10 protein-coding genes and 1 riboswitch are annotated in these 14,206 nt (G+C 67.3%); of the genes, 7 read left to right on the plus strand and 3 right to left on the minus strand.

The genetic code is table 11. From position 1 onward, the window contains the following. Positions 1-161 precede the first annotated feature (161 nt). The 5 genes from VIF40_RS00490 to VIF40_RS00510 all read left to right on the plus strand — a co-directional run bounded on the left by VIF40_RS00490 (position 162) and on the right by VIF40_RS00510 (position 3,950). Positions 162-1,091: an extensin family protein gene (locus VIF40_RS00490; protein WP_331935552.1), complete on the plus strand. Its 930-nt coding sequence runs from the start codon at positions 162-164 to the stop codon at positions 1,089-1,091. Between the two features lie 133 nt (positions 1,092-1,224). Further along, positions 1,225-2,250 (plus strand): sulfate ABC transporter substrate-binding protein, encoded by a 1,026-nt coding sequence (locus tag VIF40_RS00495; protein ID WP_331935553.1) that lies wholly within the window; start codon positions 1,225-1,227, stop codon positions 2,248-2,250. Between the two features lie 120 nt (positions 2,251-2,370). Beyond that, a riboswitch (Fluoride riboswitch) is annotated at positions 2,371-2,432 on the plus strand. Between the two features lie 361 nt (positions 2,433-2,793). Next, positions 2,794-3,147 carry a small metal-binding protein SmbP gene (gene smbP, locus VIF40_RS00500; protein WP_331935554.1) on the plus strand — a complete coding sequence of 118 codons (354 nt, stop codon included), beginning with the start codon at positions 2,794-2,796 and terminating at the stop codon, positions 3,145-3,147. A gap of 62 nt (positions 3,148-3,209) precedes the next feature. Continuing rightward, the gene (gene crcB, locus VIF40_RS00505; protein WP_331935555.1) at positions 3,210-3,608 is read left to right on the plus strand and encodes a fluoride efflux transporter CrcB; all 399 of its coding nucleotides are present in this window, start codon (positions 3,210-3,212) and stop codon (positions 3,606-3,608) included. 3 nt (positions 3,609-3,611) lie between these two features. Further along, complete coding sequence (locus VIF40_RS00510) at positions 3,612-3,950, plus strand: DUF190 domain-containing protein (protein ID WP_331935556.1); 339 nt, start codon at positions 3,612-3,614, stop codon at positions 3,948-3,950. A gap of 1 nt (position 3,951) precedes the next feature. Here VIF40_RS00510 and VIF40_RS00515 read toward each other — a convergent pair whose 3' ends face one another. Continuing rightward, positions 3,952-8,286 carry a DEAD/DEAH box helicase gene (locus VIF40_RS00515; protein WP_331935557.1) on the minus strand — a complete coding sequence of 1,445 codons (4,335 nt, stop codon included), beginning with the start codon at positions 8,284-8,286 and terminating at the stop codon, positions 3,952-3,954. Positions 8,287-8,479: 193 nt separating this feature from the next. Here VIF40_RS00515 and VIF40_RS00520 point away from each other — a divergent pair, with 193 nt between their 5' ends. After that, positions 8,480-10,741 carry a response regulator gene (locus tag VIF40_RS00520; protein WP_331935558.1) on the plus strand — a complete coding sequence of 754 codons (2,262 nt, stop codon included), beginning with the start codon at positions 8,480-8,482 and terminating at the stop codon, positions 10,739-10,741. Between the two features lie 37 nt (positions 10,742-10,778). Continuing rightward, the gene (locus tag VIF40_RS00525; protein ID WP_331935559.1) at positions 10,779-11,906 is read left to right on the plus strand and encodes a sensor histidine kinase; all 1,128 of its coding nucleotides are present in this window, start codon (positions 10,779-10,781) and stop codon (positions 11,904-11,906) included. Between the two features lie 23 nt (positions 11,907-11,929). On the opposite strand, the gene VIF40_RS00530 is transcribed toward VIF40_RS00525, so the two are convergent. After that, positions 11,930-12,793 (minus strand): dimethylarginine dimethylaminohydrolase family protein, encoded by an 864-nt coding sequence (locus tag VIF40_RS00530; RefSeq protein ID WP_331935560.1) that lies wholly within the window; start codon positions 12,791-12,793, stop codon positions 11,930-11,932. Positions 12,794-12,876: 83 nt separating this feature from the next. Further along, positions 12,877-14,109, minus strand: coding sequence for an ornithine--oxo-acid transaminase (rocD, locus tag VIF40_RS00535; protein ID WP_331935561.1), 1,233 nt, complete (start codon positions 14,107-14,109; stop codon positions 12,877-12,879). Positions 14,110-14,206: the final 97 nt, after the last annotated feature.

Genomic DNA, 14,206 nt, shown 5'->3' on the forward strand with positions numbered 1-14,206 from the left:
CCGGACGCGCCACGCGCCACGCGCCCGAGCGCGAGCCGACTCGATTAAGACGCGCGCATGTCAGTGGGATGTCGGGCGGGAGACACGAGGGGCGCCGCCTCTATCGGCTTTAACCATATTCCTCGACCCTCCTTTAACTCTCCCGCGCCATTGTCGCGGCCATGGCTCGTCGCGTTTCGCCATTGCTGCTTCTCGCCCTGACGCCGCTCGCGGCGGCGGGACTGTCGGGTTGCGGATTCATGTCGAAGCCGCAGCGCCCGGCCTGGCGCGCCACCGCCGAGAACGCCTGCCTCGCCGAGAAGCGCGTGCAGCCCTCGGCCTATGTGCAATTCGCCCCCGAGATCGACGGTCCCGGCATATGCGGGATGACGCGGCCGCTGAGGGTCACGGCGCTGCAAGGCGGCGCGGTCGCCTTCAACGCCAGGGCGACGCTCGATTGCTCCATGGTCGCCGAGCTCGACCAATGGCTCGTCGATGTCGTGCAGCCCTCGGCCATGGCGCGCTTCGGCCAGCCGGTGGCGCAGATCAACTCCATGGGCTCCTACGCCTGCCGCGGCATGAACGCCCAGGCCGGCGCGCCGCTCTCGGAACATTCCTTCGGCAATGCGCTGGACATAGGCGGCTTCGTGCTCGCCGACGGACGCGAGATCTCGATCGTGCGCGATTGGACGCATGGCGATCAGCAGACCAAGGATTTTCTGGCCGAGGTGCATGGCGGCTCCTGCCGGCATTTCACCACCGTGCTGTCGCCGGGCTCCAACGCCTTCCACTACAATCATATTCACGTCGATCTCGCGATGCATGGGCGCAATGGCGACCGGCGCATTTGCAAGCCGGTCCCGCATGATGTCGCGCCGCCGCCGGCTCTGGAGCCGCAGCTCGTCGCCCATGGCCCCGACGACGACGATGTCGACACGCCCGGTCGTCCCCCGCTCGCGGCTTTTCCCGAGCATGTGTCGAAGGGCGCGAGCGATGGCTTCATCCTCGCGGCGCCTTTGCCGCCCGCGCGCCCGCCGGCGCGCGCGCTGCAGCCGGAAGGCGCGACCAGGGACTGGGACGTGACCTCCAGCATTCGCCCCCGCGATCGCTGATCTCCCCGAGACTGCGCCGCTATTCCTGCGCGGCCCCTCTCGCATCGCGCTATTGCGGTTGCGCATCGCGCCCGTTTGTCGATATGGCTATTTATGTCATAGACTAACTGAAAATCGGCTTGCGAGGAGCGACATGCAGACGACGTCCGGCCTTTTCCCGTTTCGTGGGTTTTTGCGCGCGATCGGCCTCGCTTTTTCCGTGACCTTGGCGACGCAGGCGTCCTGCGAGACCCTGCTCAACGTCTCCTATGATCCGACGCGCGAATTGTTCAAAGCGGTCGACAAGGCCTTCGCCGCCGATTGGAAAAAGAAGACCGGGCAGGACATTCAGATTCGCGCGTCGCATGGCGGCTCGGGCGCGCAGGCGCGCTCGGTCATCGAGGGTCTCGCCGCCGATGTGGTGACGCTCGCCCTCGCCAATGACATCGACGCCATTGCGAGCAGGACCGGAAAAATCCCGGCCGACTGGCAGAAGCGCCTGCCCAACAACTCCTCGCCCTATACGTCGACGATCGTCCTCCTCGTGCGCAAGGGCAATCCGAAAGCGATCAAGGATTGGGACGATCTGGCCCGGCCGGGCGTCGTCGTGGTCGCGCCCAATCCCAAGACCGGCGGCGGCGCGCGTTGGAATTTCCTCGCCGCCTGGGCCTATGGCGCGAAGAAATTCGGCGGCGACGAGGCCAAGACGAAGGAACTGGTGAAGGCGATCTACAAGAACGCCCCTGTGCTCGACTCCGGCGCGCGCGGATCGACCACCACTTTCGCCCAGCGCGGCCTCGGCGATGTGCTGATCGCCTGGGAGAACGAGGCGTTTCTCGCGATCGACGAATTCGGCAAGGACAGGTTCGAGATCGTCGTTCCCTCGCTCTCCATTCTCGCCGAGCCGGCCGTCGCCGTCGTCGACGGCAATGTCGACGCCAAGGGCTCGCGCAAGGCGGCGGAAGCCTATCTGAGCTTCCTCTACACGCCGGCGGGCCAGACGCTCATCGCCAAGCACGGCTATCGCCCCTCGCGGCCGGAATTTGCGGCCGCCGACGATCTGAAGCGCTTCCACGCTATCGAGCTGGTCACGATCGACAAGAGCTTCGGCGGCTGGCCGGCGGCGCAGAAGAAGTTCTTCGTCGATGGCGCCCTCTTCGACGAGATGCAGAAGCCCTGACCTCGGCCGCGCGCCCGCAGATCGTGATCTGCGGAGCCACAGGCGCGCGGCTCCGCGCATCGTCCTTGACGCTGTCTCATCGCTTAGCTACGAATCGCGCATAGGTCGCCGCTCCAGGGCGCGCGACCGGGGGATGGGGTCCCCCTCCAACCGCCGCAAAGGCTGATGACTCCTGCTGACGTCCGATGATCGACCGATCGTCGGAGAGAGCGATTTATTCGCTCGGCAGGAGCCGGCCATGATGCAGTCCGCGGTCTTTCGCTGTCCACACATCCTATTCGTCGCACGCAACCTAGTCGTCGCGCGCATCTTATGCGTCGCACGCAACCTATTCGTCGAATGCGCGCGCGCCGCCGCTGCGCTTTCGATCGATCTTCGTCGCCTGCCGACGCGAGCCCACGACCGGGCGGTCACGGCCTATCAAACGCGATTCGAGTGACCGCGTCGATCGGCCACGACCGATGAAGGCGCGGCCGATAACGTAAAAATCGAATCCGAAAGCGCCGGCCGAGATCGCCTCGGTCGAAAAATAAGGAGAGTGAAATGAACAGTCGCACTTTGGGGCTCGCCGCGAGCCTCTGCCTCGCCGCGCTGGTCGGACCGACGCTCGCGCGCGCAGATGACCGCCTGCCGCAGGCGATCTATCATATGAACGAAGCGATCACCCAGGGCTCCAAGCTTCATGACGCCGGCCTGCTCGCCTATCACGCCGATCTCGCGCTCGAGAAGGCCGAGGGCATCCAGAAGTTCAAGCCCAATCCTCACACAGCCGAGGCGATCGTCCATATAAAGGCGGCGATAGAAGAGGGTCAGGCGAGCCACACGGAAGCCGCGACCAAGCAGGCGAAGGAAGCGCTCGCGCATCTCGAGGAGGCGAGCAAGGAGACGGCTCAGTAAGGCTCACGACGCGCGAGGCCGCGGCGGCCTCGCGCGAAACGCCCACCAGCGACAGGCATGCGATGATTTATGTTCTCATCATGATCGGCAGCGCGATCGGCGGCGTCGCGCGTTATTGGCTCTCGGGAGTCGTCTCACGCTGCTTCGGCGAGTCCTTTCCCTGGGGCACGCTGCTGGTGAATATCTCCGGCTGCTTCGTGATCGGCTTTTTCGCCACCATCACCGCGCCGGGGGACGGCCGGCTGTTCCTCGACTCGCAGACACGGCAATTCGTCATGATCGGCCTGTGCGGGGGCTATACGACCTTCTCCTCCTTCGGCCTGCAGACGCTCAATCTGGCGCGCGGCGGCGAGGCTTTCGCGGCGCTCGCCAATATCGGACTGTCGTTCGGGCTCTGCCTTTTCGCCGTCTGGCTCGGACATGTCGCCGCCGCTCATCTCAACGAATTGAAAGGGGCATGACCGATGAAACTGCCACGAGACGCCACTCTGCTTCGCATCTTCATCGGCGAGGACGCCAAATTCAACGGACGGCCGCTGCATGACGCGATCGTGCTGAAGGCGCGCGAGAGCCATCTCGCCGGCGCGACCGTGCTGCGCGGCCCCGTCGGCTTCGGCCACAACAGCCGGATCCGCACGACGAAGATTCTGAGCCTCTCGGAAGATCTGCCGCTCGTCATCGAGATCGTCGACGCGCCGGAGACGATCGACGCTTTTCTCCCCCTTCTCGACGCGATGATGACCAGCGGGCTGGTCACGCTCGAGACGGTGCGAGTGCTGCGCTACGGCGACAGCGCCCCATAAGTCACGCGAGATCGGCGAGCTGCCCGCGCGCCGCGGAGCGGATCAGGCGTTTCTCCGCCTCCCAGCGCGTCGCCTCGTCGACGCTCGTCAGAAATTCGATCTTGCCGCCGGCGAGCGCGGCGATGGGCAGCCCGTCGCGAAACAGCAGCCGATTGCCGGTGAGCGCGGCGAGCTTGCCGCCCGGCGTCAGCACGCCGATGAGATTGAGCGGATCGGCGGCCGACAGCGACACATATTGCCCGTCGGCCGGCCGCCGCCGCACCTCGCGCAGCAGGCCGACCGCGTCCGGCAGCGCATATTGCTCGCCGGAAAATCCGGCGACGAAACGCCCGCCGCGAATTTCGCCGCGCGCCTCGAGCCGCCGATAGACGCGCAGCAGATCGCGCCAGGGCGGCAGCCAGCCGCCTTCGCGCGCCAGCAGCCGCCAGAAGACGACGCCGTAGCGGCGCAGCAGCGCCTGGGCGATATGCTCGACGCAAGCGTGCCGCATCTGCGAGCCGGGCGCCGCATAGGCGCGGCGGATCAGCGACCAGCGGCCGGCGCCCTCCATGCCGAAGGAGAGCACCTTGCCGCGCCGCCGCGCGCCGTCGAAAGGCTTGCGCTTCTCGGACGGCACCAGCAGCGCGCGCAGCCCGCCGAAACTGTCCGACGTCACCAGACCGAGCGCGGCCAGCTCGCCGAGCGCCGTCTCCAGCTCGGAGCGCAGAAGGCGCGAGGCGTCGACCAGCTCCTCGAAGAACAGCGCGCCCTCGGCGCGCAGCGTCTCGACGACTTTTTCCGCGCGGCCGCTCGGCGCCGGCGCCTCGGCCGGCGCGGCCACAGAGGTCCAGTCGCCGAGCCTGCGGCGCTCCAATAGAGCGACCGGCGAGCTCTTCACCGGCGTGACGATGCGGCCGCCCTTGCCCGCAGCCGGCGGCGTCAGCCGCGCCCAGGCGACGCGGCCGGAAAGACAGAGCGAATCGAGATAGGCCGGCTCGTAGTCGGAGAGGCGAGCCGGAAGTATTTCCGTCTCCCAGGCTCCCGCCGGCGCCTCATAGCCCTCGAGCCCCGAGAGCGCGGCGGACAGCGCCTCCGGCCCTTTCAGCCTCGCATCCTCGGCGACATGCTGCCAATCGAAGAGGAAGCGCAGGAAGTCGCGCGCCGCCACCGGCTCGATCTCGGCGCGCAGGCGCTTGATCGTGTAATGATGGATGCGCGCCAGCAGGCGGCGGTCGCACCATTGCTCGTCATTGGCGCCGGGCAGGAAGCGCCCGCGCATGATCGTGCCCTCGGCCTCCAGCGCGACGAGCGCCGAAGCGAGGCTCGCGGGCTCGAGGCCGAGCGCGGCGGCGAGCCCCGTCTGCGTGACCGGGCCGAGACCCTCGAGCCGGCCGCGCAAAATCTCGATCAGCGCCTGCTCCGCCGACCACAACGCCGGCGCCTCGCCCTCGGGCGGCGAAATCGCCGGCGAAAGTCGCGCCTTCGGCCAGAGCGCGTGAAATTGCGTCAGCCGTTCGGCGGCCACCCAAAAGCTCGCCGGCCCGGCCTCGAAGCGCGTCGCGCGCTTTTGCTCGGCCAGCGCCGCGAGCCAGCCGGCCCAGTCCGGCGCGGCGGCGACCTCGGCCACGGTGAGGCAGCCGATCCATAGCAGCGCGTCATGCAGCTCCTCCGGGTCGATCGGCTCGGGCCAGGCCTCGGACTTCACGCGCGCGATCGCCGCCTCGTCGAGCCGGCCGAGATCGGAGGCGCTCTGCGGGTCCTGCCAGCGGCGCGCCATCACCGCCTGCGCGCGGCGCTCCTCGAGCGGCGCGTCGTCGAGGAAGGCGTAGGGCCGCGCGGAGAGCACCTCGAGCGCCAGCGGCGAAGGCTGGGTGAGATCACAGGCGGCGACGCGCAGCTCGCCCGCCTCCATGCGCCGCAGCAGGCGCTCGAGCCCGTCGATATCCATCGCCTCGTGCAGACAATCCCAGATCGTCTGATTGGTCAGCGGATGATCGGGAACCTCGCGCTCGCCGGCGAGATTTTCGGCGCAGGCGATCTGATCGGGAAAGACCGCGGCGACGAGATCCTCCGCCTGCATGCGCAGAAATTGCGGCGGCGTTTTCCGGCCGCCCTGGAAACGCGGCAGCGCGAGCGAGATTCCCGCCGTCCAACGCCAGCGCGTCATGAACATGGGCGCGGCGAGCATCGCCTGCACCAGCACGCCGCGCACGCTGTTGGAATGAAGATAATGCGCGACCTCGGCGAGCTCGAAACTATGCGCCGTGGTGAGCGAGAGCAGTATGTTGTCTTCCGTCGCCGCCGCCTGAAGCTCGAAGTTGAACTTGCGGCAAAAGCGCTTGCGCAGCGCGAGGCCGAAGGCGCGATTGATGCGGCCGCCGAAGGGCGAATGCACGACGAGCTGCATTCCCCCCGCCTCGTCGAAGAAGCGCTCGAGCACCAGAGTGTCCTGCGTCGGCAGCACGCCGCCGAAAGCGCCGAGCGCGCCGGCGAGATAGTCGACCAGCTGCTCCGCCGCGGGCGGCGCGACGCCGACCTCCTCCATCAGCCAGCGTTGCGCCTCGCCGCCGCTGGCGTCCCTGCGCAGACGCTCGGCGATCTCGCCACGCAGCCGCGAGACGGAGAGCGACAGCTCATCGGCGCGCGCCGGCGCCTCGCCGAGCCAGAAGGGAATGGTCGGCGGCTGACCCTGCGCATCCTCGACGCGCAATGTGCCGCGCTCGACGCGCTGCACGCGATAGGAGGCGTTGCCGAGCTGAAAGATGTCGCCGGCCATGCTCTCGACGGCGAAATCCTCATGCACCGTGCCGACGATATGATTCTCCGGCTCCAGCAGCACTTGATAATCGGCGGTCTCCGGAATCGCCCCGCCGGAGGTGAGCGCCGTCATGCGCGCGCCGCGCCGCTCGCGCAGAATATGATTCACCGCATCGTGATGCAGCAGCGCGCCGCGCCTGCCGCGCCGCGTCGCATAGCCTTCGGCGAGCATTTTCACCACATCGTCGAACTCCGCCCGCGTGAGCGCGCGATAGGGCCAGGCGCGCTTGAAACGCTCATAGAGCTCGGCCTCGCCCCACTCCTGCACGGCCACCTCGGCGACGATCTGCTGCGCGAGCACGTCGAGCGGACGATGCGGAATCGTCAGCCGATCCAATTCGCCGCGCCGCACGCTGTCGAGCAGCGCGGCGCATTCGACGAGATCGTCGCGCGACAAGGGAAACAGCCGCCCCTTGGGCAGGCCGCCGACGACATGGCCGGAGCGGCCGACCCGCTGCAGAAAGCTCGCTATGGAGCGCGGCGAGGCGATCTGGCAGACCAGCGTCACATCGCCGATGTCGATGCCGAGCTCCAGCGACGCCGTCGCGACAAGCGCTTTCAGCTCGCCGCGCTTCAGCCGCTGCTCTGCGAGCAGGCGATGCTCCTTCGCCATGCTGCCGTGATGCGAGGTGACAGCCGCCTCGCCGAGACGATCCGACAATTCGCGGGCGAGGCGCTCGGCGAGGCGGCGCGTGTTGACGAAGACCAGAGTGGTGCGATCCTCTGCGATCAACTCGGCGAGACGATCATAGACCTGGCGCCAGACCTCCGCCGACATCACCGCCTCGAGCGGCGCGCCGGGAACCTCTATCGCGAGATCGCGGGCGCGATGATGCCCGGAGTCGACGATGACGGGCGCGCGCGCGGGCGCCCCATCCGCGCCCGCGCCGACCAGGAAATGCGCCACCGAGGCGATCGGATTCTGCGTGGCGGACAGGCCGATGCGTTGCAGCCCGTCGCCGCAGAGCACGGCGAGCCGCTCCAGCGACAGGGAAAGATGCGCGCCGCGCTTATTGGGCGCGACGGCGTGAATCTCGTCCACGATGATCGCCCGCGTCGTCGCCAGCGCCTTGCGGCCCGATTCGGAGCCGAGCAGCACATAGAGCGACTCCGGCGTGGTCACGAGAATATGCGGCGGCCGCTTGCGCATGCGCGCGCGCTCGGCCGAGGGCGTGTCGCCGGTGCGGACCAGCACGCGTATGTCGACATCCGGCAGCCCCGCGAGCCTCAAATTCTCGCGCACGCCGGCGAGCGGAGCCTCGAGATTGCGGCTGACGTCATTGGAAAGCGCTTTGAGCGGAGACACATAGACGATTCGGGTCTCGTCCGGGAGCGTCCCGGCCAGGCCCTGGCGAATGAGATCGTCGATCGCGGCGAGGAAGGCGGCCAATGTCTTGCCGGAGCCGGTCGGGGCTGCGATCAGTATATTTCGGCCGGATTTGATCTGAGGCCAAGCTTCTGCTTGCGCTGGCGTCGCGTTGCGGAAATGATCGGCGAACCACGCCGAAACCGCCGGATGAAAAAGGTGAGACAGGTGCATGGCCGTGAGGAGAGGAGAGGACGCCGTGGAACGCTCAGGCTAGCGGCGATCGGGCCGCAGGCCAATCGCGAGATTTGGGAATTTCGCCGCCGCCCGACAAGCCGGCCGCGGCTCCGACCACATTTCGGGCCGGACAAGGACATGCCGCTCGCGCCGAGCGGATGACTCCGTCATTGCGCCGAGAAGGATGTTCATGCGCAGCAAATTCATCGACACCTCGTCGTTTCTCTATGCGGGCTTCGCCGTTCTCGCGGCCTCGCTGTTCGCCGCCTTCGCTTTCGTCGGCAAGCAGGCGACCGATTATCGCGACGTGCGGCAGCTGATCGGCGAGAGGCAGATCCAGCACCGCATCCTCGATCACCTGCAGGGGGCGGAAGCGGCGCAGCGCGGCTATCTGCTGACCAATGACCACGCCTATCTCAGCCCCCTCGACGCCGCGACGAAACGAATCGACGCGGATTTCGACGTCCTGACCAGCACGACCGAGCCGGGCGAAGGACGCGATGCGCTGGAGGGGTTGCGCGCGCTGGCCGCCGCCAAGCTCGCCGAGCTGCGCCATACGGTGGAGCTGCAGGCCGCAGGCAAGCACGACGAGGCCGTGGCTATAGTGCGCGAGGGCGCCGGCAAGGAGGTCATGGAGCGCCTGCGCAACGGCCTCGACGCCAAATCCACGCATCAGCAGCAGATGATCGATGCGCAATCGCATGTCGTGGACAAGAACAGCGCGATGCTGCGCGCGGGAGCCGCGCTCGCCATCTCCATCACCATTCTCATCGGCGCCGCGACGATCGGCCTGCTGCGCAACCGGCTCGACGCGATCGCCGCCGCGCAATCGGAGCTGCGCAATGTCAATGCGGCGCTCTCCGCGGAAGCGGCGCAGCGCGAGCAGCTCGCCGAGCAATTGCGGCAATCGCAGAAGATGGAGGCGATCGGCCAGCTGACCGGCGGCCTCGCGCATGACTTCAACAACATGCTCGCCGTCGTCATCGGCAGCGTCAATCTCGCCAAGCGACGGCTCGCGACCGACCCGGCGGAGACGCTGCGCTATCTCGACGGCGCGCTGGAAGGCGCCGAGCACGCGGCGACGTTGACGCATCGTCTGCTCGCCTTCTCGCGTCGCCAGCCGCTCGCGCCAGAGCCGATCGACCCCAATAAGATGGTCTCCTCCATGGCCGAGATGCTGCGCCGCACGCTCGGCGAGGATGTGAATCTGGAAGCCGTCTTCGCCGGCGGCCTATGGCGCGCCTTCGCCGATCCGAGCCAGATCGAGACGACGATCCTCAATCTCGCGCTCAATGCGCGCGACGCCATGCCCCAGGGCGGCAAGCTCACGATCGAGACCAGCAACGCCTATCTCGACGAGGAATATGCGGCGCGCGAGATCGGCATACCGTCCGGCCAATATGTGCTGATCGCCGTCACCGACACCGGAACCGGCATGAGCCGCGAGACTGTCGCGCGCGCTTTCGATCCCTTCTTCACCACCAAGCCCGCCGGACGCGGCACGGGGCTCGGCCTCAGCCAGGTCTATGGCTTCGTGCGGCAATCGGGCGGACATGTCCGCATCTATTCGGAGCAGGGGCTCGGCACGACCGTCAAGCTCTATCTGCCCCGCCATCACGGCGCGAGCGCGACGGCGGCGCCGACGACCCATGCGCGCTCCACGCCGCGCAGCGAGACGAGCGAGACGATCCTCATCGTCGAGGACGATGTGCGCGTGCGCGATCTCACCGCCGACACGCTCGAGGAGCTCGGCTACAACGTGCTCGCCGCCGAGAGCGCCGCCGCCGCGCTCCGTCAGCTCGAGGTCAATCCGCATATTTCTCTGCTCTTCACCGATGTGGTGATGCCCGACACCAATGGCCGCAAGCTCGCGGAAGAGGCATGGAAGCGGCGGCCCGATCTGAAGATTCTCTTCACCACCGGCTACACGCCCAACGCCGTCGTCCACAATGGCGTGCTCGATCCGGGCGTCGAGCTCATCGTCAAGCCCTATTCGATCGATCGTCTGGCGCGCAAGGTCCGCGACGTGCTGGACGGCGCGCGCTCCGCCGCGCCGGAGCAGAGAACGGTGCGGCGCAAGGTTTTGATCGTCGATGACGACGCCGCCGTCTGCGAGGCCATGGCCGAGCTGCTGCGCCTCGAGAATTACGAGGTCTGCGTCGCGAGCGATGGATTGCGCGCGCTCGAGGCGGCCCAGAGCTTCAAGCCCGACGTCGCGCTGCTCGATCTCGGCCTTCCCGGCATGGACGGCTATGAGACGGCGCATGCGCTGCGCGCGCTGCCGGAGGGCCGCGATCTGCTTTTGCTCGCCTCGACCGGCGCCGGCGGCGACGATGTGCGCCGTCGCTGCGAGGCCGCGGGCTTCGACCGCCACCTCGTCAAGCCGATCGATCTGGACACGCTGAAGATGCTGATCGACGGCCAAAAGCCGCACCCCACTCGCTCCACATGAGGCGCTTGCCCATATAGGGGGCCGAAGCTTCGACCCTATGTCCGCGCTCATGCATGCGACGCCCGAACAATTGAAGATGATCGTCGAATCCGCCTTTGCGGCGCGATTTCTCTTGAGCGACGATCATATTCTCTACGTCAATCAGGCGACCGAGGACATGTTCGGCTACTCGGCCGAAGAGCTCGTCGGCCGCACGATCGACATGCTGCTGCCCGATGACATGCGCGCACGCGACGCCCATTTGCGCGAGGCATACTATGAATCGCCGCGCCGCATTCTCCTCGGCGTCGACTCGGACGTCTGCGGCCGCAAGAAGAGCGGCGCCGAATTTCCCGTGCATGTCGGCCTCGCGCCGATCCATGACGACGATGGACGCCTGTTCGTCGCCGTCACCGTCTTCGACATCTCGCATCACAAGGAGATCGAGCGTCAGCTCGTCGAGCGCGCGAACGAGCTGCAGCTCGCCAATGAGCGCCTGGCGCGCTTCGCCTATATCGCCTCGCATGATCTGCAGGAGCCCTTGCGCAAGATCGCGGCGTTCGCCGAGATCATGGCCGCCTCGCTCGCCAGACACGAGCCGCGCGAGGCGGAGCATGCGAGCGAGGTGGTGCGGCGCTCGGCCCTGCGGGCGCGGGAGCTGGTGGACGGGCTGCTCGCCTATTCGCGGCAGGTGTCGACGCCGCCGCGGCTACAGCCGCTCGACGTGCGCGAGGAGATCGAAGCGGTCGTCTCGGATTTTTCCGAGCTGCTCCGGCAGACCCATGCGCAGGTCGTCGTCGCGGTTCCGCCGGGCGTGATCGTGAATGCGGACCGGCCGCAATTCGAGCGCTGCCTGGCCAATCTCCTGTCCAATGCGGTCAAATATCGCAAGCCGGACCGCGCGCCCGATATTCGCTTCGCGGTTCAGCGCGGGCAGGAGCTGCGCCTATCGGTCATCGATGACGGCATAGGCTTCGAGCCCAAATACGCCGAGGCCATATTCGAGCCGCTGCGGCGGCTTCACAGCTTCGCGCAATATCCGGGAACGGGCGTCGGCCTCGCCCTGTGCAAATCCATGTGCGAGCGGCACGGCTGGCGCATAGAGGCGCGCTCGCAGCTCGGCGCCGGCGCGACATTCACCATGACGATCCCGCACCCCGACGATCCCGCAGAGCACGGAGCCTAGAGCTCTATGCATCGAAGATGCGCTTAGCGCTCTGAAAGCTTCAGCGTGAGGCATTTGGCGGAGCCGCCCGCCTTCATGAATTCCGAGAGCGGAGCGAGCGCCGGCGCAAAGCCGGCGTCGCGCAGGCGCTTCTGCAGCTGCGGCGAAGCGTCGTTCATCGCGACGCTGGCGTCGAGATCGATGGCGTTGCAGGCAAAGCGCATCGCGTCCGCTTCGTCGATCTCCATGCGCTTCTCGCGCGGAACGATTTTCTCGATCGCCGCGCGCGAGGCGTCGTCGAAAGCGGGCGGATAATACATCAGCCAGCCGCGGGCGAGCGGGCAGAAGCATGTGTCGAGATGATAGAAGCGCGGATCGACGAGCCTCAAGCCGATCACCCGCCGCCCGATGATCCGCTCGAGCGCCGCCGGCGCCTCTGCGGCCGAGCGCATGCCATAGCCGCACCAGACGACATCCGCGCCGCGGTCGATGAGCGCGTCGCCCGCGCCCTCGAAGGGAATAGGCTCGGGCCAGGGCGCGACATCGTAGCCCTGCGCCTCGAAGAAGGCGCGAAACAGCGGCTCCTCGGGCCGCCGCTGCTCGGCGCGAAAACGGCTGACCACCGCTATAGCGCCCAGCACGAAGCCGGCGTTGGCGGTGAACACCATATCGGGCAGGCCGGCCGCCGGCGTGACCTGCTCGACCTCGGCGCTCTGCGCGACGAGCGCGCGAAGATTGCGCCATTGCTCGCGCGCCAGCGACGGCGTCGTGCGGCCGATCTGATGCTCCATCCAGGGATTGATGACATAGCGCACGTCGAAATCGTCCGGCGCGCACATCAATATGCGCTGACGCGTCTCGTCGTGCGGCGCGCGGGCGGCTCCGTGCAGATCGTGCGGCTGCGTCATCCTCGTCCTTTCTCTTCGTGTCTCGCACGAAGACGGCGCCGAGACGTCTATCTTCGCCTCGGCGCCGCAATGATGACAGCCGATCAGCTCGCCAGAGCGCGCTTGGCCGGACGCGCGCGCTCGACGCATTCGGCGAGCGTCTCCTCGAAGCGATCGAGCGCCCAATCGAGATCCTCGCGCGCGATGACCAGCGGCGGCGACAGGCGCACGACGCTGTGATGCGTCACCGTCGAGAGCACGCCCTTGTCGCAGAGGCGCTCGCAGACCTCGCGGCCCGTGGCGTAGCGCGGATCGATCTCGGCGCCGGCCCACAATCCCTTGCCGCGCACGTCGCGCAGCGCCGGACTGTCCATGTTGCGCAGGCGGCGCAGCATATGATCGCCGAGCGTGCGGCTGCGCTCGACGAGATTCTCGTCGCGCATCACATGCAGCGCCTCGAGCCCGACCGCGGCGGCGAGCGTGTTGCCGCCGAAAGTGGAGCCGTGCGAGCCGGGCGTGAACATATCCATCAGCGCGCGCGTGCCGACAAAGGCCGAGACCGGCAGCACGCCGCCGCCGAGCGCCTTGCCGAGCATGACGCCATCCGGCTTGATGTTCTCGTGCTGGAACGCGAACCAGGCGCCGGTGCGCCCGAGACCCGCCTGCACCTCGTCGACGATGAGCAGCAGCCCGCGCGCGTCGCACATCTTGCGCAGGCCGGCGAGCCAGCCGACCGGCGGCACGATGACGCCCGCCTCGCCCTGCACGGGCTCGACCATGATGGCGACCGTATCGGAGCCGATCGCCGCTTCCGTCGCGGCGAGATCGCCATAGGGAACCGCGCGGAAGCCGCCGCCGTAGGGACCGAAATCATCGCGATAGGAAGGCTCCGACGAGAAGCCGACGATCGTCGTCGTGCGGCCGTGGAAATTGCCCTTGGCGACGATGATCTCGGGATTCTTCAGCCCGCGCACGCGGCGGCCGTAGCGGCGCGCGGCTTTGATCGCGGTCTCCACCGCCTCGGCGCCGGTGTTCATCGGCAGAGCGACGTCGAGCCCGGTGAGCGCGCATAATTCCGTGAGAAAATCGTCGAGACGATCGTCGTAATAGGCGCGCGAGGGCACGGCGAGACGCTGCGCCTGCTCGGTGAGAACTTTGAGAATGCGCGGATGCGCATGGCCGTGGCTCACGGCGGAATAGGCGCTCATCATATCGACATAGCGCCGACCGTTCACATCGAACAGAAAGGCGCCTTCGCCGCGCGTCAGCGTGACGGGAAGCGGCGCATAATTGCGAGCGCGATGCGGATTGTCGACGGATTTGACGTTGGCGTTCATGAACGAATGACCTCGCTTGTTCGTTATGTGGGCGTCGCCTCGACGATTGTCATCAGTGCGGGCGATCGGCGGCTCACGGACCCGAAGCCTCTGCGAG

The sequence above is a fragment of the Methylosinus sp. genome, from assembly GCF_036560965.1.
GTDB lineage: Bacteria > Pseudomonadota > Alphaproteobacteria > Rhizobiales > Beijerinckiaceae > Methylosinus.